Source organism: Achromobacter dolens (assembly GCF_902859745.1).
Classification (GTDB): domain Bacteria; phylum Pseudomonadota; class Gammaproteobacteria; order Burkholderiales; family Burkholderiaceae_B; genus Achromobacter; species Achromobacter dolens.
The window spans coordinates 22,715-43,467 of sequence record NZ_CADIJW010000042.1 but is presented as its reverse complement, the minus strand read 5'-3'; the positions used below and the strand labels follow the sequence as shown (position 1 = coordinate 43,467).

Below are 20,753 nucleotides of genomic sequence, written 5' to 3'. Positions count from 1 at the left end.
GGAACTTGCGGACATGCCTTCACGCACACACCAGGACGGATTACCCCGCCGGCGGGCAGCGCCGGCCCGCGGCAATCACCCGCACTGGCGCTGGCGCCAGCAGTCGTAGCGCCACTTCCAGGGCTGCATCGGCTCCTTGCCGGCCCACAGGCCGCGGCCGGCGGCCTTGGCCTGGCGCTGCAGGTCGGGCATGGCCTTGTCGTTCAGGTACTCGCCCTGGCGCGCGGTGTAGGCCCAGGCGTAGCCGGCCTCGACCTGCAGCCGGTTGGCCGAGCGGCCGTCTTCCAGGATCAGCGCGCAGACGTCGCGGCCATATTGGTCCTTCAGGTAGCACTGGGCGGTCAGGGTCTTGCCGGCCACCAGGCTGGCCAGGTGCTGGCGCGCGGCCTCGGCGTAGGGCTGGCCGGGCTGGTCGGCGCCGTGGCCCTCCTCGGGCGCGTCGATGCTGTCCATGCGGATGCGGCGCTGGCCGTCGGGCGCGCGCAACGTCACGGTATCGCCGTCGGCCACGTTGACGATCATGCCGGTCAGGGTGTAGCTGCCGGCGGGGACGCCGCCGGCCGACGCCGCGCCGGACCTGCCGGATGCCGCCGGCGCGCTGGCGCCGGGCCGTTCGGCCGGACGCTCGCCGCCGTGGCGGGACGGTTGCAGCCAGTTGACGATGGCGCCCGCCGCCGCCAGGATCAAGGCGACCACGAGGGCGGTCAGCTTGCTGCCGCCGCGAAAGGGAGAATTGCCGCGCACGGGCCGGGCTCCAGGGGGAAAACGCAGGCAGTTTGCCACAGCCGCGCCCGCGCCGCGCGGCAAAGTGCGTCGCCGCCGTCACGCTCCCGGCGGGCGTCGCGCTACAGCCAGCCCGACTTGCGGAAACGCCAGTACAGGAACGAACAGACCGACGCGATCACGCCCAGCGTGACCGGATAGCCGAAAGGCGATTCCAGCTCGGGCATGAACTTGAAGTTCATGCCATAGATGCCGGCAATGGCCGTGGGCACCGCCAGGATGGCGGCCCAGGAGGCCAGCTTGCGGGTGGTGTCGTTCTGCGCCGCCTGGCCGATCATCAGGCTGGCTTCGAACGCGAAGGCCAGCGACTCGCGCAGTGAGTTGAACAGTTCATCGACCCGCAGCACGCGGTCGGCCACCTCGCCGAAATATGGGCGCGCGTGTTCATCGACCGCCGACATCTCGACCCGCGCCAGGCGGCGGCAGATCTCGGCCAGCGGCGACACCACGGTGTGGATGCGCAGGAGGTCGCGGCGCTGGCGGTACAGCCTGCGGATGTCGGAGTCCTTGGCGCCGCGGATCAGCAGCTTCTGCTCGGCGCCCTCGACCACCGACTCGATCTTGCCGGCCGCCACCACGTAGCGGTCCACCAGCCAGTCCAGCAGTTCGGAGGCGACGTAGTCGCTGCCGCGCTTGAGCAGGTCGGGCGAGGACTCCAGCCGTTCGCGCAAGGGGCTGTGGCCGGCGGTGGCGCCGCGCCGCACCGTGACCAGAAAGCCCTCGCCGATCAGGAACTGGGTTTCGCCGAAGATGGGCCGCTCGGCCTCGACCTCGACGGTGATGACGACGATCAGCACCATGTTGCCGTAGTCGATGATCTTGGGCCGGCGGTGCGACTCCAGCATCTCTTCCTGGTTCTTGTCGCAGGCGCCCAGTTGGTTGACGACGTCGGCCAGCCGTTCGGGGCTGGGATTGCGCAGGCCGATCCACACCATGCCGTGCCTGGGATCGACGTGCTTGCCCACCTCCTCGATGGGCACCTCGTGGTCGCGCCGGCCATTCACATAGGCGATGGAGGCCACGACTTCGCCCTGGGGCGGCGCGGCGACGGCGGCGGTTGCTTCGGTAGACATAGACATCCTTTGGCGATGCGAGCCCTGCGGGTGCAGCGTATATCCAGCGTATCGGCCGATGATAGCCCACCGGCGCCGCCGCGCGGCGGCGTCCGCGCGGGGTTCGAGCCCCGGCGAACGCGCCCTACGCGAACAGGTTGCGCACGCGCTTGGCCACGTCCACGCTCGGCGCCTGCGGCGCCTTGGCTTCGCGCGCGGGCAGGTCCGGCAGCTTGGGCAGGTGGTCGAACAGCGGCAGCATGGCGTTGGTGATGTAGCGGGTGCGCGAGCCGTAGACGTGGCGGTCGCCCATGCCGGTCTGCTGGTGCACGTAGAAGCGCTGCGGCACGATCAGTTGCAGGCGTTCCTTGGCGCGCGTCATGGCCACGTACAGCAGACGCCTTTCTTCCTCGATCTCTTCGGCGGTGCCGGTGCTCATGTCGGACGGGATACAGCCGTCGACCACGTTCAGCACATAGACCGCCTTCCATTCCTGGCCCTTGGCCGAGTGGATGGTGGACAGGATCATGTAGTCCTCGTCGCGCGAGGGCGCGCCGGATTCGTCGCTGGTGGCGTCGGGCGGGTCCAGCGTCAGCTCGGTCAGGAAGCGCTCGCGCGTGGGGTAACCGGCGGCGATGCGCACCAGTTGGTCCAGGTCGGTCTTGCGCACGCGCGCATCGTCGTACAGCCGTTCGAGCTGGCCGGCGTACCAGCGCAGCGCCAGGTCGACGTCGGCCGGCCAGCGCAGGTTGGGGTCGGCCAGGGCCGCGTAGGTGTCGGCGAACGCGCCCCACTCCGCCTGCGCCGCCGCGCCCGGCTTGAACTCGCGCAGCGCGCGCAGCGGCTCGGCCGATTGCGCCATGGCGTCCATCAGCTTGCCGGCGGTGGCCGGGCCGATGCCGGGCAGCAGTTGCGCCACGCGGAACCCCGCCATGCGCCCGCGCGGGTTCTCGGCCCAGCGCAGCAGCGACAGCAGGTCCTTGACGTGCGCCGCCTCCAGGAAGCGCAGGCCGCCGAACTTGACGAAAGGAATGTTGCGCCGGGTCAGTTCCAGTTCCAGCGCCGCGCTGTGGCTGGAGGTGCGGAACAGCGCCGCCTGCGACTTGAGCGTGGCGCCGCCCTCGCGCTGCGCCAGCACCTGGTCGGCCACCCAGCGGGCCTGGCCGGCCTCGTCGCTGACGGTGACCAGCTCGGGCAACTGCGACGATGGCCGGTCGCTCCAGAGATCCTTGGCATAGCGCTCGGCCGCCAGGCCGATGACGGCGTTGGAGGCGTTCAGGATGGGCTGGGTCGAGCGGTAGTTGCGGTCCAGCGTGATGACCCGCGCCGGCCGCGGGAACTGCGCCGGAAAGTCGAGGATGTTGCGCACCGTGGCGGCGCGGAACGAATAGATCGACTGGGCATCGTCGCCCACCACGGTCAGGCCGCGGCCGTCGGGTTTCATGGCCAGCAGGATGGCGGCCTGCAGCCGGTTGGTATCCTGGTATTCGTCCACCAGCACGTGGTCGAAGCGCGCGCCGACGTCGGCGGCGATGGCCGCGTCGCCCATCATCTCGGCCCAGTACAGCAGCAGGTCGTCGTAGTCGAGCACCTGCTGGTCCTGCTTGGCCGCGACGTAGGCGCGGAACAGGTTCTTGAGTTCGTCCTCCCATTGCGCGCACCACGGGAAGGTGGCGTGCAGCACGTCGGCCACCGGCGTCTGGCTGTTGACCACGCGCGAGTAGATCGCCAGGCAGGTGCCCTTGAGCGGAAAGCGCGACTTGGTGGCGGACAGGCCGAGCTCGTGCCGCACCATGCCCATCAGGTCCTCGGCGTCGCCGCGGTCATGGATGGTGAAGGCTTCGGACAGGCCGATGCGCTGGGCGCAGTCGCGCAGCAGGCGCGCGCCGATGGCGTGGAAAGTGCCGGCCCACGGCAGCGACGGCGCCTGCTGGGTGCCGCGCAGGTTCATGACCCGCTGCAGCACGCTGCCGACGCGGCGCTCCATTTCCTGGGCGGCGCGGCGCGAGAAGGTCAGCAGCAGCATGCGCTGCGGATCGGCGCCGTTCAGGATCAGGTGGGCGACGCGGTGCGCCAGGGTGTTGGTCTTGCCCGAGCCGGCGCCGGCGATCACCAGCAGCGGGCCGTCGTCGCCCGCGCCGCCGACGCCGAATTCGGCGGCCTCGCGCTGGGCGGGGTTGAGGTCGGCCAGGGGATCGGGACGGCTGGACGGGTGGGCGGAATTCTGGTCGGACATGGGGCGTGGAATGGTCGGCGGCGGGCGCGGTCGGCGCGGCCCGATACCTGGGGATATATCCAGGTATCATAACCGCATCGCCCCCCGCTCCCGCCACCGCCGTTTTCCCCATGCGCCTGCTTGCCGGCACCGCTTCCTGGACCGATCCCACGCTGCTGGCGTGCGGCCGCTTCTACCCGCGCGAGGCGCACGACGCCCAATCCCGGCTGCGCTTCTACGCCACCCGCTTCGGGCTGGCCGAGGTCGATTCCAGCTACTACGCGCTGCCCAGCCCCGACAACGCCTATCTATGGGCGCAGCGCACGCCCGACGATTTCGTCTTCAACATCAAGGCCTACCGCCTCTTCACCGGCCACCAGACGCCGCTGGCCTCGCTGCCCGCCGACATCCGCCGCGAGCTGGCCGACTGGCCCGAGCCCGTCATCTACCACCACGCCATGCCCGACGACCTGCGCGACGAGCTCTGGCGCCGCTACACGCTGGCGCTGGAACCCCTGCGCATGGCCGGCAAGCTGGGCGCGGTGCACTTCCAGTTCCCGCCCTGGATACGGCGCGACGCGCGCGGCCGGGCGTTGGTGGCTGAATGCGTCCGACGCCTGCCGGAACACCTGCTGTCGGTCGAATTCCGCCACCGCGGCTGGTTCGAATCAGCCGCCGCCACGGACGCCACGCTGGCGTTCGAACGGGAACTGGGCGTGGTCCACACGGTGGTGGACGCGCCCCAGGGCTTCGACAACAGCGTGCCGGCGGTGTGGGCCTGCACCCACCCCGACCTGACACTGCTGCGCCTGCACGGGCGCAACGCGGCCACCTGGAACGCCAACGGCGCCGCCTCGTCCGGGCGCTTCCAGTACGAATATTCCGAGGCCGAGCTGGCCGAACTGGCGCGCCGCTTTCAGGAGCTGGCCCGCCAGAGCGGGCAGGCGCACGCGGTATTCAACACCAACTTCGAGGACCAGGGCATGCGCAACGCCGCGGCCTTCGCGGCGGCGCTGGGCGGTGGACAGGACCGCCCGGGTTGAGGCGTTCGGGCCGGGTGATCGCGGCGCTCCGACCGGGGGATCACGGCGCTCAGGCCGGGTGATCGCCGCGCTCAGGCGGCAGGCGCCGGCAGCCCGCCAACGGCCGTCAAAGCCCGTGCCGCGTGGCCAGCCTTGACCGCCCGCGTCAGGCCGGCTGCGCCGCCGTCGCCGCCGCGGCCGGCGTCGTGCGCGCCACCTCGGCCAGGCTTTCCAGCAGCACCTCGAACTTGCGCGCGATGTCGTGTTCGGGCACACAGGCATAACCCAGCAGCAGGCCGGGCCGGCGCCCTTCGGCGCCGACGTAGTAGCGCGACAGCGGGCGCGTCAGGACCCCATTGCGGCGCGCCACCTCGACCACGCGCAGGTCGTCCATGTGGGGCGGCAATGTCAGCACCAGGTGCAGGCCCGCCAGGCTGGCGTCGCGGTGCAGCCAGTCCGGCCCCAGGCGCCGTTCGATCAGGTTGACCAGCATGGCGCGGCGCCGGCCATACAACATGCGCATGCGGCGGATGTGGGCGGCGTAGTGGCCCTCGGCGATGAAGGTGGCCAGCGCCGCGTGCGTCATCAGGTGGCCTTCGCGGTAGAGCTCGGCGTGGGCCGCCTGGAAGGCGGCGGTCAAGGTCTTGGGCAGCACCAGGTAGCCGACCCGCAGGCCCGGATACAGCGTCTTGCTGAAGGTGCCCATGTAGATCACCGGCGCGTCCGGCTCCAGGCCCAGCAGCGAGGCGATCGGCCGGCCCGAGAAACGGAACTCGCTGTCGTAGTCGTCCTCGATGATCCAACTGCCATGCTGGCGCGCCACCGCCAGCAGTTGGCGGCGCCGCGCCAGCGACATCACCGGCCCCAGCGGATACTGGTGCGACGGCGTCACGAAGATGAAGCGCGGCGGCGCCACGGCGGGCGCGGCATCCGGATCCGGCAGCCGCATGCCTTCCTCGTCGACCGGCAGGTGCACCGTGCGCAGTCCATTGGCCTGCAGCACCGTGCGCGCGCCCCAGTAGCCCGGGTCCTCGACCCAGGCGGTCTCGCCCGCCTCGCCCAGGATGCGGGTGGCCAGGTCGATGGCCTGGTGCGAGCCTTCGGTGATGAGGATCTGGTCGGGGTCGCAGTCGATCGAGCGCGTCAGCGCCAGGTGCTGCGCCAGCGCCTCGCGCAGCGCCGGCAGGCCGCCGCCGTAGGCATAAGTGAGCAGATCAGGGGTGGGATTGCGCCAGAGCGCGGAAAAGATGCGCCCGAACTTCTTGTGCGGAAATTCGGTCAGGTCGGGCACCCCCGGCATGAAGGCGCCCCATTGGTAGGGCGAGGCCGACACGCCGTCGACGATGGCCGCGCCCCGCGCCGACAGTGCCGGTCGCGGCTGCGGCGCCGGCGCGCGGCGCGACTGGCGGCCACTGGCCAGGTAGGAGTCGGGCTGCGAGGCATTGACGAAGGTGCCGTTGCCCTGCAGGCTGCGGGTATAGCCTTCGGCCAGCAACTGGCCGTAGACGTGCACCACGGTGTTGCGCGCGATGCCGAGTTCGGCCGCCAGGTCGCGCGAGGCCGGCAGGCGCGAGTCGGCGGCAATGGAACCATCCAGGATGGCCTCGCGGATACCGTGGTACAGCCGCTTGTTCATCGGCCCGCCCGCGGCATCGGCCAGGCGCAGCAACAGCAAGTCTCCAACGATGGACCGCAATTGGTTCTACCTGATTTATAAAAGTGGTTCCCACCAATGGGGCCATAGTAGCATTAAAGTAAGGGTTTACCGCCCACTTGCCATCCGAGGCTGAGATGAAGAATCAGGATTTGAATACCCGCCGTTCCCTGGCCACGCCGCGCGGCGTCGGCGTCATGTGCGACTTCTATGCCGTGCGCGCCGAGAACGCCACGCTCTGGGACGCCAACGGCAAGGAATACATCGATTTCGCGGGCGGCATCGCGGTGCTGAACACCGGCCACCTGCATCCCAAGGTCAAGGCCGCCGTCAGCGCCCAGCTCGACAACTTCACCCACACGGCCTACCAGATCGTGCCGTACGAAGGCTACGTCTCGCTGGCCGAGCGCATCAACCGCCTGGCCCCGATCGACGGCCTGAAGAAGTCCGCCTTCTTCACCACCGGCGTCGAAGCCGTTGAAAACGCCATCAAGATCGCGCGCTCGGCCACCGGCCGCTCGGGCGTCATCGCCTTCTCGGGCTCGTTCCACGGCCGCACCATGCTGGGCATGGCGCTGACCGGCAAGGTCGCCCCCTACAAGCTGTCGTTCGGCCCGATGCCGGGCGACATCTACCACGTGCCGTTCCCCAACGGCACCCAGTCGATCACTGTCGCCGACTCGCTCAAGGCGCTGGACCTGCTGTTCAAGGTCGACATCGATCCCAAGCGCGTCGCCGCGATCATCATCGAGCCGGTGCAGGGCGAAGGCGGCTTCAACATCACCCCGCCCGAACTGATGGTGGCCCTGCGCAAGCTCTGCGACGAGCACGGCATCCTGCTGATCGCCGACGAAGTGCAGACCGGCTTCGGCCGCACCGGCAAGCTGTTCGCCATGGAGCACCACTCGGTGCAGGCCGACCTGATCACCATGGCCAAGAGCCTGGGCGGCGGCTTCCCGATCTCGGGCGTGGTCGGCCGCGCCGACGTCATGGACGGCCCGGCCGCGGGCGGGCTGGGCGGCACCTACGCCGGCAACCCGCTGGCGGTGGCCGCGGCCCACGCCGTGCTGGACGTGATCGCCGAGGAAAAGCTGTGCGAACGCGCGGTGCAACTGGGCGACAAGCTGCGCGCCCACCTCGAGGGCCTGCGCGCCAAGGTGCCGGGCATCGCCGACGTGCGCGGCCTGGGTTCGATGGTGGCGCTGGAACTGAACGACGCCAACGGCAAGCCCGACGCCGAGGCGGTCAAGAAGGTGCAGGCCCGCGCCATCGAGCAAGGCCTGATCTTGCTAAGCTGCGGTGTGTACGGCAACGTCCTGCGCTTCCTGTACCCCTTGACCATTCCCGACGCCCAGTTCGACCGCGCGCTGGCCATCCTGGCCGAAGCCCTGGCCGCCTGAGGCCGCGCAACCCGATCATCCGGTTTTTCGGCTGGCAGGCATGACGATTGCGGGCGTGGCGAGCATTCCGGGCGGATTCCGCCCGGGGATGCACGCCGCGCCCGCGTCCGCTTTGGCGGCCGCGTTCCCTTTGAGGAGACTAATGCAATGACTTCTTCTTTGACCCATCCCCTGTCGCGCCCCGAACTGCTGCGCGACGCCTGCTACATCGACGGCAAGTGGGTATCCGCCGGCAACGGCCCGTCGATCCCCGTGGACAACCCCTCCACCGGCAAGACCATCGTGTCGGTGCCCAAGCTGGGCCGCAAGGAGACCGAGCAGGCCATCGCCAGCGCCCAGGCCGCCCTGCCCGCCTGGAGCGCCAAGACCGGCAAGGAACGCGCCGCGATCCTGCTGAAGTGGGCCCAGTTGATGATGCAGAACCAGCAGGACCTGGCCGCCATCATGACCTCGGAACAGGGCAAGCCCGTGACCGAGGCCGCCGGTGAAATCGCCTACGCCGCCTCGTTCCTGGAGTGGTTCGCCGAGGAAGCCAAGCGCATCGACGGCGACGTGCTGCAAAGCCCCAAGGCCGGCCAGCGCCTGCTGGCGCTCAAGCAGCCGATCGGCGTTACCGCCGCCATCACGCCGTGGAACTTCCCCGCCGCCATGATCACCCGCAAGGTCGGCCCGGCCCTGGCCGCCGGCTGCACCATGGTGGTCAAGCCGGCCCAGCAGACGCCGCTGACCGCGCTGGCGCTGGCGGTGCTGGCCGAGGAAGCCGGCGTGCCGGCCGGCGTGTTCCACGTCATCACCGGCAGCTCGCGCGACATCGGCGCGGCGCTGTGCGAAAGCGAGGTGGTGCGCAAGCTGAGCTTCACCGGCTCGACCGAAGTCGGCCGCACGCTGATGGAGCAATGCGCCCCCACCATCAAGAAGCTGTCGCTGGAACTGGGCGGCAACGCGCCCTTCATCGTGTTCGACGACGCCGACCTGGACCGCGCGGTCGACGGCATCCTGGCCTCGAAGTACCGCAACGCCGGCCAGACCTGCGTCTGCGCCAACCGCATCTACGTGCAGGCCGGCGTGTACGAGGAAATCGCCAAGCGCCTGGTGGCCAAGGTCAACGCCATGAAGGTCGGCGACGGCTTCGAGGACGGCGTGACGCAAGGTCCGCTGATCGATACCAACGCCATCGAGAAGGTGCAGGAACACATCGCCGACGCCACCGCGCACGGCGCCAAGGTCATCGCCGGCGGCAAGCCGCACGCGCTGGGCGGCACCTTCTTCGAGCCGACCGTGGTGCGCGACGTGACCCAGTCGATGCGCTTCGCGACCGAGGAAACCTTCGGCCCGGTGGCACCGCTGTTCCGCTTCGAGTCCGAGGAAGAAGTCATCGGCATGGCCAACGACACCATCTTCGGCCTGGCCGCCTACTTCTTCACCCGCGACTACGCCCGCATCTGGCGCGTGTCGGAGGCGCTGGAATACGGCATCGTCGGCATCAATACCGGCCTGATCTCCAACGAAGTCGGCCCCTTCGGCGGCGTCAAGCAGTCCGGCCTGGGCCGCGAAGGCTCGAAGTACGGCATCGAGGAATACCTCGAGATCAAGTACCTCTGCGTCGACCTGGGCGCCTGAGCGCACCACCCTCCGCCGGGCGCCCGCCCGGGGGGATAAACGGGGCTCCGGTCCCGTTTATCCCCAGGAATTGTGGACAACCTGGCAGATAACTCCTGCACAGGTGGAAAATTCCCTTTTAGTTCATGCGGTTATAAATCGCGATCAAATGCCGCCCAGGCGTGATAGATTTGCGCGTTCCCCCGGACGAGCGACCATGAGCAGAACTTTCACCCGTGACGACACCCGCAAGCTGGCCGGCATTTTGGCCGAGGCCGCGCAGGCGGAGGTCATGCCTCGTTTTCGCAACCTGCCCGAGGGCAGCGTGCGCGACAAGAGTTCGCCGCGCGACCTGGTGACCGACGCCGACGAAGCCGCCGAGCGCCTGATCGCCGCGCGCCTGGCCAGGCTGCATCCGGGCGCGGTGCTGATCGGCGAGGAAGCCTCGACCCGCAACCCGGCCCTGCTGAACATGCTGGTAGACGCCGAGCTGGCGTTCCTGATCGACCCGATCGACGGCACCCGCAACTACGTCGCCGGCCTGCCGCTGTTCGGCATGATGATCGCGGCCTGCCATCGCGGCGACGTGATCGCCGGCGTGATCTACGACCCGGTCAACCGCGACAGCGCGCTGGCCGTGCGTGGCGAAGGCGCCTGGATGGAGTACGAGAACGGCAAGCAGGCGCCGCTGGCCGTGGCCAGCCCCGCGCCGCCCGAGGACATGGACGGCCTGATCTCGACCGGCGCCCTGCCCGAGCCGCTGCGCACCACCGTCAACGGCAACCTGTCGCGCCTGGGCAGCACGGCCAGCCTGCGCTGCGCCGCCCACGAATACCGCATGCTGGCGGCCGGCCACAGCCACGTCGCGCTGTACAACCAGTTGACCGCCTGGGACCACGCGGCCGGCTGGCTGCTGCACCGCGAGGCGGGCGGCTACGCGGCGCGCTTCGACGGCTCGCCCTACAAGCCCACCCACCGCAGCGGCGGGCTGCTTTACGCCCCGGACGCAGGGAGCTGGCACGCGGCGCGCAAGGCCCTGCTGGGCGACGCCATTGCCGACGTCGAAGGCTGAATACCGGGGCCAGACCACCATGGATCGGTCGGAAATGGCCCTAACATGCTCGCAAAATCGGGGTAATCCCTAGGAATTATCCACAGTATCTGTGGACAACCCTTTGGAAAGGTCTGTAACGGCGCAAAAAAATCCTTACAGGGCGGGCACTTGGTTAAACCGGTCAAAAACCGGCCGTTGTCCGTCCCGCTTTTATGCCGCCGTCAGCGCCTCCAGCGCCACCGCGCTGGGCAGCTCGATCTTGAGCGTCAACAGGTTGTCGGCCCGCGTGCGGCCCAGGTTGATGGCCGCTATCGGCATGCCGTTGCGGGAGGCCGCCGTGACGAAGCGGTAGCCCGAATAGACCATCAGCGACGAGCCCACCACCAGCACCGCGTCGGCCGCCATCAGGCCGGCATTGGCGCGGTCGACCCGCTCGCGCGGCACGGTCTCGCCGAAGAACACCACATCGGGCTTGACGATGCCGCCGCAGACCGGACAGGGCGGCACCTGGAACGAAGCGAAGTCCACGCCCTCCAGGTCGGCGTCGCCGTCGGGCGCGTCATCGGCCTCGAAGGCGATCCAGCCGGGGTTGTATTGGTGCAGCGTGTCCTGCCAGGCATCGCGGCGGCCGCGCCAGTCGCAGTTCATGCAGCGCACCTGGTCGAGCCGGCCATGCAGGTCGACCACGTCGCGGCTGCCAGCGGCTTCGTGCAGGCCGTCGACGTTCTGCGTCACCAGGACCGACAGCCGGCCGCGCTGCTGCAATTGCGCCAGCGCGCGATGCGAGGCGTTGGGTTGCACCTGGCCGAAGCGGCGCCAGCCCACCATGCTGCGGGCCCAGTAGCGGGCGCGCGCGTATTCGCCGCCCATGAAAGTCTGCAGCGTCATGGGCGGGGAACGTTTCCATTCGCCGTCGGTGTCGCGGTAGTCGGGGATGCCGGAATCGGTGCTGACGCCCGCCCCGGTCAGCACGAACAGCCGCGGGTGGCGGTCGACGAAGCCGCGCAGCGCGGCCAGATCCGAAACACGTGTGTCCATCCAGGCTCCCGTATCGAATCCCGGGCGTCAGCGCCGCCCGGGCGAGAGGCGGGCGGCGCCAGGGCCGCCCAGCCGAAACGCGGACGCCGTCTCAGCCGCCCAGGCCGCAATCCGGCATGTCGCTGACCAGGCTGGCCTGGGTGACGTTGCTGCCCGGCGGCACGCTGCGCGTGAGCCAGACGTTGCCGCCGATGGTCGAGCCCTTGCCGATGGTGACGCGCCCCAGGATGGTGGCGCCCGCGTAGATCACCACATCATCTTCGATCAGCGGGTGGCGCGCCAGGCCTTTCTTGAGTTCGCCGTTCTCGCCCGGCGGGAAGCGCTTGGCGCCCAGCGTGACCATCTGGTAGAGCCGCACGCGGTCGCCGATGATGGCGGTCTCGCCGATCACCACGCCGGTGCCGTGGTCGATGAAGAAGCTGCGGCCGATGGTGGCGCCGGGATGGATGTCGATGCCGGTGTCGGCGTGGGCGATCTCGGCCACGATGCGGGCCAGCATCGGCACGCCCAGGCGGTACAGCACGTTGGCCAGGCGATGGTGGATCATGGCGGCCACGCCGGGATAGCACAGCAGCACTTCGTCGACGCTGTGCGCGGCCGGGTCGCCCTGGTAGGCGGCGGTCACGTCCAGGTCGAGCGCGGCGCGCACGCGCGGCAGCTCGGCGCCGAACTGGCGCACGATGTCGATGGCGCGCTGCTGCGAAGCGGCCAGCAGCGCCGGATCGTCGCGACCGACGTATTGCAGTTCCAGGTTGACCTGGTGCAGCAGCGCGTCCAGCGCCGCGCCGATGGTGTGGCCGACGTAGAAGTCCTCGACCTCCTCGCGCAGGTCGATGGGCCCCAGCCGCATCGGGAACAGGGCGCCACAGAGGTCCTTGATGATCTGGCGCAGGGCTTCCTGCGACGGAAACTCGCGCAGGCCGGCGTCTTCGCGCAGGCGGCCGCGCGGGCCGCGCCAGGCCACCCGCGCCTGGCGCAGGCCGGAGACGATGCTGTCCAGGTTCCAGTGGGCGGTGGGAAGGTAGGCCGGGCCGCTCATTGGAACAGCCCCGGCTGGGTGCCGGCCGGGCCGGCGGACGGAAGGGAATCGAGCATGACAGTGCCTCGGTGACGGTGCATCGCGCGCGACGGCGGGGCCGCGCGGATGCTGCTTCGCAATATTTCCGTCAACTGTAACCGCTCGGCCCGCTTCGCGGAACCCATCCGACACGCCGTTGGGGTTATGACGCCGGCGGATCCGTCTCGTAACCGCGCGGGTTGCCCTGCTGCCAGCGCCAGCCGTCGGCGCACATGGCATCGACCCCGCGCGTGCTGTGCCAGCCCAGCAGCGAGGCGGCCAATGCCGGGTCGGCCCACATCCGCTCGATATCGCCGGGACGGCGCGGCCCGGTGCGCAGCGGGATGCGGCGCTGACTGACGCGCTCGAACGCATGCACCAGTTCCAGCACGCTGGTGCCGCGCCCGGTGCCCAGATTGACCGCCACGAAACCGGGGTGGCCGGTGGCGTAGGCCAGCGCCTGCACATGGCCCTGCGCCAGGTCCATGACATGCAGGTAGTCGCGCACGCCGGTGCCGTCCGCGGTGGCGTAGTCGTCGCCGAACACGTTCAGGAACGGCTGCCGCCCCACCGCCACCTGCGTGATGTACGGGAACAGGTTGTTGGGCACGTCGCGCGGGCTCTCGCCGATCTGGCCGCTGGGATGCGCGCCGATCGGATTGAAGTAGCGCAGCGTCACCGCGCCGAACGCCGGCTCGGCCGCGCACAGGTCGCGCAGCATCTGCTCGACCATCAGCTTGCTGCGGCCGTACGGATTGGCCGGCGCCAGCGGATGCGCCTCGGTGAACGGCAGCGAGCGCGGCTCGCCATAGACGGTGGCCGACGAGCTGAACACCAGGCGCGTCACGCCCTCGTCGCGCATGGCGCGCAGCAATGCCACCGAGCCCGACACGTTGTTGTCGTAGTACTTGAGCGGGTCGGCCACCGATTCGCCGACCGCCTTGCAGCCGGCCAGGTGCAGCACCGCCTGCACCGGGTCGCCGCGCCGCGCCTCGCGCGCCAGCAGCGCCTGCACCAGCCCGGTCTGGCGGATGTCGCCCTCGACCAGCGGGATCGACGCGCCGCACAGGCGCTCGACCCGCCGCACCGCCTCCGGGCTGCCGTTGCTGAAGTTGTCCAGCACCAGCGGCCGCTGGCCGGCGGCCAGCATCGCCACCAGGGTGTGGGCGCCGATGTAGCCGGCGCCGCCCGTGACCAGCACGCGCATCTCGCTCATGCCCGGCTCCCGGTCAAAGATGCGCCGCCACGCCGGGCAGGCGGGCATGGCGCGGTTGCGGCGCCTGGGCGTGGCCGCGATAGCGGTCGATCCAGTACGAGGTGGACGCGTCGTGGCCCCAGTCGACCACGCCGGCCGACACCGGCACCGCCAGCTCGCGCTCGATGCCGGTGGCCAGCCGCTTGCCCAGTTCCACGCCCCACTGGTCGAAGGGATTGACGCCCCACACCACGCTCTGCACGAACACTTTGTGTTCATACAGCGCCAGCAATGCGCCCAGCGCGCGCGGCTCCAACTGGCGCAGCACGATCAGCGTGGACGGCCGCCCGCCCGGGTGCACCATGTGATGCGCCAGCGTCAGCGCCTGCTCGGGGTCCTCGACATGGGCCACGTCCAGCAGCGCCTGCTCCAGATCCTTGCCGCGCAACAGCGCCTGGCGCTGCGCCAGGCAATTGGCCAGCAACATGCGGTGGGCGTCGGGGCTGTCCGGGTGGCCCTGCAGGCTGGCGATGAAATCGACCGGCGCGCCATGCGCGCTCTGGTGCAGCCATTGGAAGAAGGTGTGCTGGCCGTCGGTGCCCGGCATGCCCCAGATGATCGGGGCGGTCGGCACGTCCACCGCGGCGCCGTCGCCGCCGACGCGCTTGCCCAGCGACTCCATTTCGAGTTGCTGCAGGTAGGTCACCAGGTGCAGCAGCCGCGCGCTGTAGGCGGCGATGTTGAGCGAGCCGTGGCCCAGCACGCTGCAGTTGACCAGGCCGGCCAGCGCCAGTTGCACCGGCGCGTTGGCGCCCAGCGGCGCCTGCTGGAAATGCTGGTCCATGGCCTCGGCGCCGGCGCGCATGCCGATCAGCACGTCGGCGCCGACGGTGAGCGCGATCGACAGCCCGGCCACCGACCAGACCGAATAGCGTCCGCCGACCCAGTCGCACATGCGAAACACCTGGCTTGCCGGCACCCCCAGGGCGCGCGCGGCCGGCGCGTTGGCGGTGACCGCCGCCAGGTGCGCGGAGGGATCGGCCACCCCGCCCTGCCGCAGCCACGCAATGGCGGCGCGGGCGTTGTGCAGGGTCTCGACGGTGGTGAAGGATTTGGACGACACCACCACCAGGCAGCGGCGCGGGTCCAGCCCGGCCACCGCGTCATGGAAGGCGTGGCCGTCGATGTTGGAGACGAAACGGATCTGGCGCCGCTGGCCCGGGCCGCCAAAGGCCTGGATCGCCAGGCGCGGTCCCCAGTCACTGCCACCGATGCCGATGTGCAGCACGGTGGCGAAGTCGGCGTTCTGGTCGACGTGCCGCACGAAATCGGCCATGCGCGAATACTCGCAGACCGAGTCCCGGTCCTGGCCTTCAGGCTGTTCGCGGGTGCGGCCGGCGCGCAGCGCGGTGTGCCAGGCCGGCTTGCCCTCGGTCCAGTTGACCGGGCCGCCGGAGAACAGCGCCTGCCGCGCCTCGTCCAGGCCGCGGGCGCGCAACAGCGCCTGCGCGGCGGCGTCCAGCGCGGGCGATTGCCGCTGCATGGTCAGGTCCACGCACAGGCCAGCCGCCTCGATCACCTTCAATGCGCCCGCGTCCAGCGCGGCGCCGTGCGCCGCCTGCGCGAAAGCGCGCCATTCCAGGCTGGCGGCGAGGCTGTCGGCCTCGGCCGCGGCCTCGGCCTCTCTCGCAAAATTCGCATTACCCATCGCGTGATGCTCCTTAGAACGGTAAACGGATATGGGGGGCAACGCGCCGGAACGCGTTGCGGAAGTCCTCCTCGATGCGGGCCAGGGCGGCCACGGAGTCTCCTTCGAAGCGCAACACCACCGTGGGCGTGGTGTTGGACGGCCGCGCCAGGCCGAAGCCGTCGGCGTAGTCGACCCGCACGCCATCCAGGTCATTGATGGAAAGCGCGCCCGGAAACTGGCCGCCGGCGCGCAGCGCCTCGACCAGCTCGAACTGCTCGCCCTGGGTGGTTTCCAGCTTGATTTCGGGGGTGGCGCAGGACTGCGGCAGGCTCTCGAGCAGCGCCGACGGATTGGGCGCGCCGGACAGGATCTCCAGCAGTCGGGCGGCGGCGTAGATGCCGTCGTCGAAGCCGTACCAACGCTCCTTGAAAAAAATGTGGCCGCTCATCTCGCCGGCCAGCAGCGCCCCGGTCTCGCGCATCTTGGCCTTGATCAGCGAATGGCCCGTCTTCCACATGGTGGCCTTGCCGCCGGCCTCGGTGATGGCGCGCGCCACGTGGCGGCTGCACTTGACGTCGTAAAGGATCTCGGCGCCCGGGTTGCGCGCCAGCACATCGCGGGCGAACAGGATCAGTTGGCGGTCGGGCCAGATGATCTGGCCCGACTTGGTGACCACGCCGAGCCGGTCGCCATCGCCGTCGAACGCCAGCCCGACTTCGCAGTCGGAGTAGCGCAGGCAATAGATCAGGTCCTGCAGGTTCTGCGGATCGGCCGGGTCCGGGTGATGGCCGGGGAAGGCCCCGTCCACCTCGCAGAACAGCTCGGTGACCTCGCAGCCGAGGGCGCGGAACAGCGCCGGCGCCACCGCGCCGGCCACGCCGTTGCCGCAGTCGATGGCGATTTTCATCGGCCGCGCCAGGCGGATATCGCCCACCAGCCGCGCCGCGTAGCAGGGCTGGATCTGCATCTGCGTGCGGCCGCCGGCCACGCTGGCCGACTCGATCGGCAGGCGCATGGCGTCGCGCAGCGCGGTGATGCCGTCGCCATACAGCGAAGCGCCGTCCAGCACGATCTTGAAGCCGTTGTGGGACGGCGGATTGTGGCTGCCGGTGACGGCGATGCCGGCGCCGGTGTCCATCAGGCGGGCCGCGAAATAGACCATCGGCGTGGTCGCCATGCCGATGTCGATCACATGCAGGCCGGCCGAACGCAGCCCGGCCTGCAGCGCCGCCGCCAGTTCCACGCTGCTCAGGCGCCCGTCGCGCCCCACCACCATGGCGCGCGCGCCCAGCTCCAGCGCCCGCACGCCGGCCGCCATGCCCAGGCTGTGGGCAAAGCGCGCGTCGATTTCATCGGGCACCGTGCCGCGTATGTCATACGCCTTGAAGACCGCATCCAGGATCTGCGGGGTTTCCCAGCCAAACGTTCCATGCATGCCAGTTCTCCGCGGAGGTTACTTGGGGCCGTTCTGCTTGAAATCACCGTAATAAGCGGCTCGCGAATAGCGGTATCCGCCATACTTGGAGCGGAACCCGAAGCGCTCGGGCATCAGTTTGAGTCCGTTGAACAGCACCCCGTCGACCGGCGCGCCGGCCTGGATCAGGCGCTTGGCGGTTTCGCGGATCTCGCCCACGGTGTTCATGCCCGACCGCACCACCACCATGACCGCCGCGGCATGCGTGCCGACCACGGCGGCGTCGGGCGAGGACAGCACCGGCGCCGTGTCCAGGATGACCATGTCGTACTGGCTGGCCAGTTCGCGCAGCGTCTGGCCGAAGATCGGCGAGGCCAGCAGTTCCGAGGGATCGAAGCTGACCGCGCCGGTGGAAATGAAATCCACCCCCTCCGAGACGCTGTGCTTGCGCACGCGTTCGAGCGGCAGCGTGCCCGACAGCACCTCGAACAGGCCGTCTTCCTTGGGCACGCCGAAATAGCGATTGAGCTGGCCCTTGCGGAAATCGGCGTCGATCAGCAGCACGCGCTTGCCGACCCCGCCCTGGATGAAGGCGAAATTGGCCGACAGGAACGATTTGCCGACGCCCGCCACCGGGCCCGTGAACATGACCATATTGTTGGCCGACTGGCGCAGCGAGGCCTGCAACACGTTGCGGAAGGATCGCAGGCTCTCGATCGGCGGCGCATTGCCCTGGCTCTGCGCCAGCAGCGCGGGCACCGTGGCGTTCTTGCGGCGGCTGCGGCGCCACAGCTTGTCCTGCAGGTCGCTGTGCGGAATCGCCGCCAGCACCGGCAGGCCGGTGTAGCGCTCGACATCGTCCGGCTCGGACAGGCCGCCGAACAGCGCGTTGCGCACGAAGGCGCACAGCACGCCGATGATCAGGCCGATGGCCGTGACGACGGCGATGATGATGGCGGCCTTGGGCCGCACCGGCTTGTCCGGCTGCACGGCGGCGTCCAGGATGCGCACGTTGCCGACCTTGCCGGCGCGGATCAGGCGCAATTGCTGGGCGTTGTTGAGCAGACCCGTGTACAGCTCGGTGTTGACGCGCACATCGCGCACCAGCCGCACCACGTCCTGCTCCAGGTCCGGCAACTGCTTGATGTTGTCGCCGATGCGGTTGACGTCGCCCGTCAGCGAGGCGATCTGGCGGTCGATGGCGACGATGCTCGGATGGGTCGGCGCGAACCGGGTGATCAGCTCCTGGCGCTTGGCGCGCAGTTCCATCACCTTGGTCTGGGCGTCCACCGACTGCGCCAGGATCAGCTTGGCCTCTTCGCTCAGGTCGATGGTGCCGCGCTTGTTGCGCAGCGAGTTGTACTTGGTCTCGGCCGCGTCCAGTTCGCGCTTGAGCTGCGGCAACTGCTGGTCGAGGAAGGCCAGCGACTTCTCGGCCTGCGCCGACTTGCGGTTGACGTTCTGCTGCACGTATTCCTGGCCGATCTGGTTCAGCACCGCCGTGGTCAGCACCGGATCGTTGCCTTCCAGCGTCACCCCGATCACGCCCGAGGTGCGGCCGCGCTCGAAGATGCCCAGGCGCGACTGCACGTCCTCGATCGCCGCCAGGCGCGAGGTGCGCGACACCGTGTACTCCGTCCCGGGACGGCCGTTGAGCGCGTCGACGTGCACGTCCAGCGCGCCGCCGCCAGGCAGCAGGAAGTGCTCGGGCTTGCCGACCGTGCCGTTGAAGGTGGCGCCGGTAAGCTTGTCGTTCAGGGTGTAGGCGCCCTCGCCCAGGTTGGTGATGCGAAAAGGCTTGCCCAGCCATTCGTTCGGCACGTCCAATTGCGAGATCGAGATCGACTCGCCGCCCCAGGCGTAGCCGCCGCGGGGTAGCCCGGATGGATACGGCAGGCTTTCGTGGCGCTGCGCCAGCCATTCGCCCACCACGGGGAAGTAGCGCGGCTTGGCGTGGATGTAGAGCATGAACTTGTCGACGGCCGGCCCCACCACCATGCGCGAACGCAGCACTTCCATTTCGCCGGAGGTTTCGGCCTTGGTGTCGAAGATGGCCGAGACGTCGCCCAGGAGGCTGCGACTCTGGCCTTGCGGCAGCTCCTCCTCCACCTGGACGATGATGTCGGCCGAATAGACCGAGGGGGTCACCATGACGTAGGCAACGGCCCCCAGCAATGCGATCAGGGTGATGGCGATGATCAGCCAACGGTTGGAGAAGATGGCGTCCACGTGCGAGGACAGCGGGGTTTCCTGCTGGCGAGCCGGGACGGAGGGCTCGAACGATTCGATGGGCAACGGCATGCAGCTCTCCAGGGTTACTTGATGGAATGCACGGTCTGTACCGTCTGTGCACTCGGGAACAGATTGCTGATGAAGCGGTTCCACCGCACCAGCGCCGCCGTATCGACGAAGACGACGTCCTTGGGTTGCAACTCGAACTTCTCCGCCACCGCATAGGCCTGCGGCGAGGCGGCATTCAGGTGGAACACCAGCGGCGTAGCCTGCTCGGTGCTGCGCACCACGAACACCTGCGACGAGTCCGCGGTCAACTGGTTGGGCCCTCCCGCCACGCCCAGCGCCTCGTTCAACGTCAATCTGCCGTCGCGCATCACGATCGTGGCCGGCGTAGTCACTTCGCCCGTCACGAACACCTTGCTCTCATCCCTCGGAGTCACCCGGACGATGTCGCCCGACTTCAGCATGACCTGGTTCAGGTCCTGGCCACGGTCGATCAGCGCGGGCAGATTCACGCGGGTCTTCTTGCCTTCGCGGATGACGTACACGCTGCTGCGGTCGCCCGTGGGCAATACGCCGCCCGCGCGGTTGATCGCCTCCAGCAAGGTCATGGGAATGTCGTTGATCGCCACCGTGCCTGGCGTCTTCACCTCGCCTTCGACGTAGACCCGCTTGCTGCGGTAGCCCAGCACGCGCACCGTGATTTGCGGGTCCTGAATGTATTTGCCGGAACTGTTGACTATGAGATTGCGCGCCTGCAGTTCAGTCAACCCCGCCACTTTCAGCAATCCCGTATAGGGAAATTGGATGTATCCAGAGGACGAGACCGTATACCCCGGAATGCCCGATGCGGTGTCCCCGAAGGCTAGTTCGGTCACCCCAGTGCCGATGGCGTAGGTTTGCGTCGGAAGGACGAGCTCGGGGTGATCCCAGACCACGATCGAGAGGATGTCCCCGGGACCGATGCGATAGGGCTCGGCCTTGTCGACCAGCCGCGAAATGCCGTCGTTGTCCAGCAGCGCCTGCCGCGCGCGGTTGTCGTCCAGCACCAGCGAGGGCGTGATCTCCTTGATCTGCGCCACCGAGTTCGGATCCAGCGGATCGACCAGGTGCTTGGCATTGAAGGTCATGCCGGGAGAAAGGGCGCAGGCGCCCAGCGAGGACACGAGCGCAATGGCTGCGATGGCTCGGCTCAACGTTCCGAAAAATGTCGTCATGGCGAATCCACTGTGAATGACTTCGTTGCTTGGAAAGGAGCCCGATGCGTAACGGGTTGCGACATTCCACTCCCTTTTCCAGGCCCCGCACATTCGACGGATGCCCTAAGCCTTCTCCTACATCGTTT

At 69.0% G+C, this 20,753-nt stretch carries 15 protein-coding genes; 4 read left to right on the top strand and 11 right to left on the bottom strand.

Going from position 1 to position 20,753, the window contains the following annotated elements:
* Nucleotides 1-75: 75 nt before the first annotated feature.
* The 3 genes from HV783_RS22755 to HV783_RS22745 all read right to left on the bottom strand — a co-directional run bounded on the left by HV783_RS22755 (nt 76) and on the right by HV783_RS22745 (nt 4,071).
* The gene (locus tag HV783_RS22755) at nt 76-744 is read right to left on the bottom strand and encodes a thermonuclease family protein (protein WP_175189905.1); all 669 of its coding nucleotides are present in this window, start codon (nt 742-744) and stop codon (nt 76-78) included.
* 101 nt (nt 745-845) lie between these two features.
* On the bottom strand, nt 846-1,856 hold the full coding sequence (locus tag HV783_RS22750) for a magnesium and cobalt transport protein CorA (protein WP_054503041.1): 1,011 nt from the start codon (nt 1,854-1,856) through the stop codon (nt 846-848).
* Between the two features lie 124 nt (nt 1,857-1,980).
* Nucleotides 1,981-4,071 (bottom strand): ATP-dependent helicase, encoded by a 2,091-nt coding sequence (locus HV783_RS22745; protein WP_175189904.1) that lies wholly within the window; start codon nt 4,069-4,071, stop codon nt 1,981-1,983.
* 110 nt (nt 4,072-4,181) lie between these two features.
* On the opposite strand from HV783_RS22745, the gene HV783_RS22740 reads away from it, so the two are divergent.
* Nucleotides 4,182-5,093: a DUF72 domain-containing protein gene (locus HV783_RS22740; protein ID WP_064524277.1), complete on the top strand. Its 912-nt coding sequence runs from the start codon at nt 4,182-4,184 to the stop codon at nt 5,091-5,093.
* A gap of 145 nt (nt 5,094-5,238) precedes the next feature.
* On the opposite strand, the gene pdxR is transcribed toward HV783_RS22740, so the two are convergent.
* The gene (pdxR, locus tag HV783_RS22735; protein WP_367646396.1) at nt 5,239-6,768 is read right to left on the bottom strand and encodes a MocR-like pyridoxine biosynthesis transcription factor PdxR; all 1,530 of its coding nucleotides are present in this window, start codon (nt 6,766-6,768) and stop codon (nt 5,239-5,241) included.
* Nucleotides 6,769-6,863: 95 nt separating this feature from the next.
* Here pdxR and gabT point away from each other — a divergent pair, with 95 nt between their 5' ends.
* The 3 genes from gabT to HV783_RS22720 all read left to right on the top strand — a co-directional run bounded on the left by gabT (nt 6,864) and on the right by HV783_RS22720 (nt 10,797).
* A complete protein-coding gene (gene gabT / locus HV783_RS22730; RefSeq protein WP_054503044.1) occupies nt 6,864-8,126 on the top strand; it encodes a 4-aminobutyrate--2-oxoglutarate transaminase in 1,263 nt (420 codons plus the stop codon).
* A 147-nt stretch (nt 8,127-8,273) separates the two neighbouring features.
* On the top strand, nt 8,274-9,746 hold the full coding sequence (locus HV783_RS22725) for an NAD-dependent succinate-semialdehyde dehydrogenase (RefSeq protein WP_054503045.1): 1,473 nt from the start codon (nt 8,274-8,276) through the stop codon (nt 9,744-9,746).
* 196 nt (nt 9,747-9,942) lie between these two features.
* On the top strand, nt 9,943-10,797 hold the full coding sequence (locus HV783_RS22720) for an inositol monophosphatase family protein (protein ID WP_064524273.1): 855 nt from the start codon (nt 9,943-9,945) through the stop codon (nt 10,795-10,797).
* 192 nt (nt 10,798-10,989) lie between these two features.
* On the opposite strand, the gene HV783_RS22715 is transcribed toward HV783_RS22720, so the two are convergent.
* From HV783_RS22715 to HV783_RS22685, 7 genes are all read right to left on the bottom strand, one after another.
* Nucleotides 10,990-11,817, bottom strand: a complete 828-nt coding sequence (locus HV783_RS22715; protein WP_064524271.1) for an NAD-dependent protein deacetylase — start codon at nt 11,815-11,817, stop codon at nt 10,990-10,992.
* 91 nt (nt 11,818-11,908) lie between these two features.
* Nucleotides 11,909-12,856, bottom strand: a complete 948-nt coding sequence (epsC, locus tag HV783_RS22710) for a serine O-acetyltransferase EpsC (RefSeq protein WP_054445629.1) — start codon at nt 12,854-12,856, stop codon at nt 11,909-11,911.
* A gap of 181 nt (nt 12,857-13,037) precedes the next feature.
* Nucleotides 13,038-14,090, bottom strand: coding sequence for a UDP-glucose 4-epimerase GalE (gene galE, locus HV783_RS22705; RefSeq protein ID WP_175189903.1), 1,053 nt, complete (start codon nt 14,088-14,090; stop codon nt 13,038-13,040).
* A gap of 13 nt (nt 14,091-14,103) precedes the next feature.
* Nucleotides 14,104-15,777 carry a glucose-6-phosphate isomerase gene (gene pgi, locus HV783_RS22700; protein ID WP_144654724.1) on the bottom strand — a complete coding sequence of 558 codons (1,674 nt, stop codon included), beginning with the start codon at nt 15,775-15,777 and terminating at the stop codon, nt 14,104-14,106.
* Nucleotides 15,778-15,790: 13 nt separating this feature from the next.
* Nucleotides 15,791-17,194, bottom strand: a complete 1,404-nt coding sequence (locus HV783_RS22695) for a phosphomannomutase/phosphoglucomutase (protein WP_175143240.1) — start codon at nt 17,192-17,194, stop codon at nt 15,791-15,793.
* An 18-nt stretch (nt 17,195-17,212) separates the two neighbouring features.
* The gene (locus HV783_RS22690; protein ID WP_054503050.1) at nt 17,213-19,474 is read right to left on the bottom strand and encodes a GNVR domain-containing protein; all 2,262 of its coding nucleotides are present in this window, start codon (nt 19,472-19,474) and stop codon (nt 17,213-17,215) included.
* Between the two features lie 14 nt (nt 19,475-19,488).
* Entirely contained in the window at nt 19,489-20,625 is a 1,137-nt protein-coding gene (locus tag HV783_RS22685) for a polysaccharide biosynthesis/export family protein (RefSeq protein ID WP_054503051.1), read from the bottom strand.
* Nucleotides 20,626-20,753 lie beyond the last annotated feature (128 nt).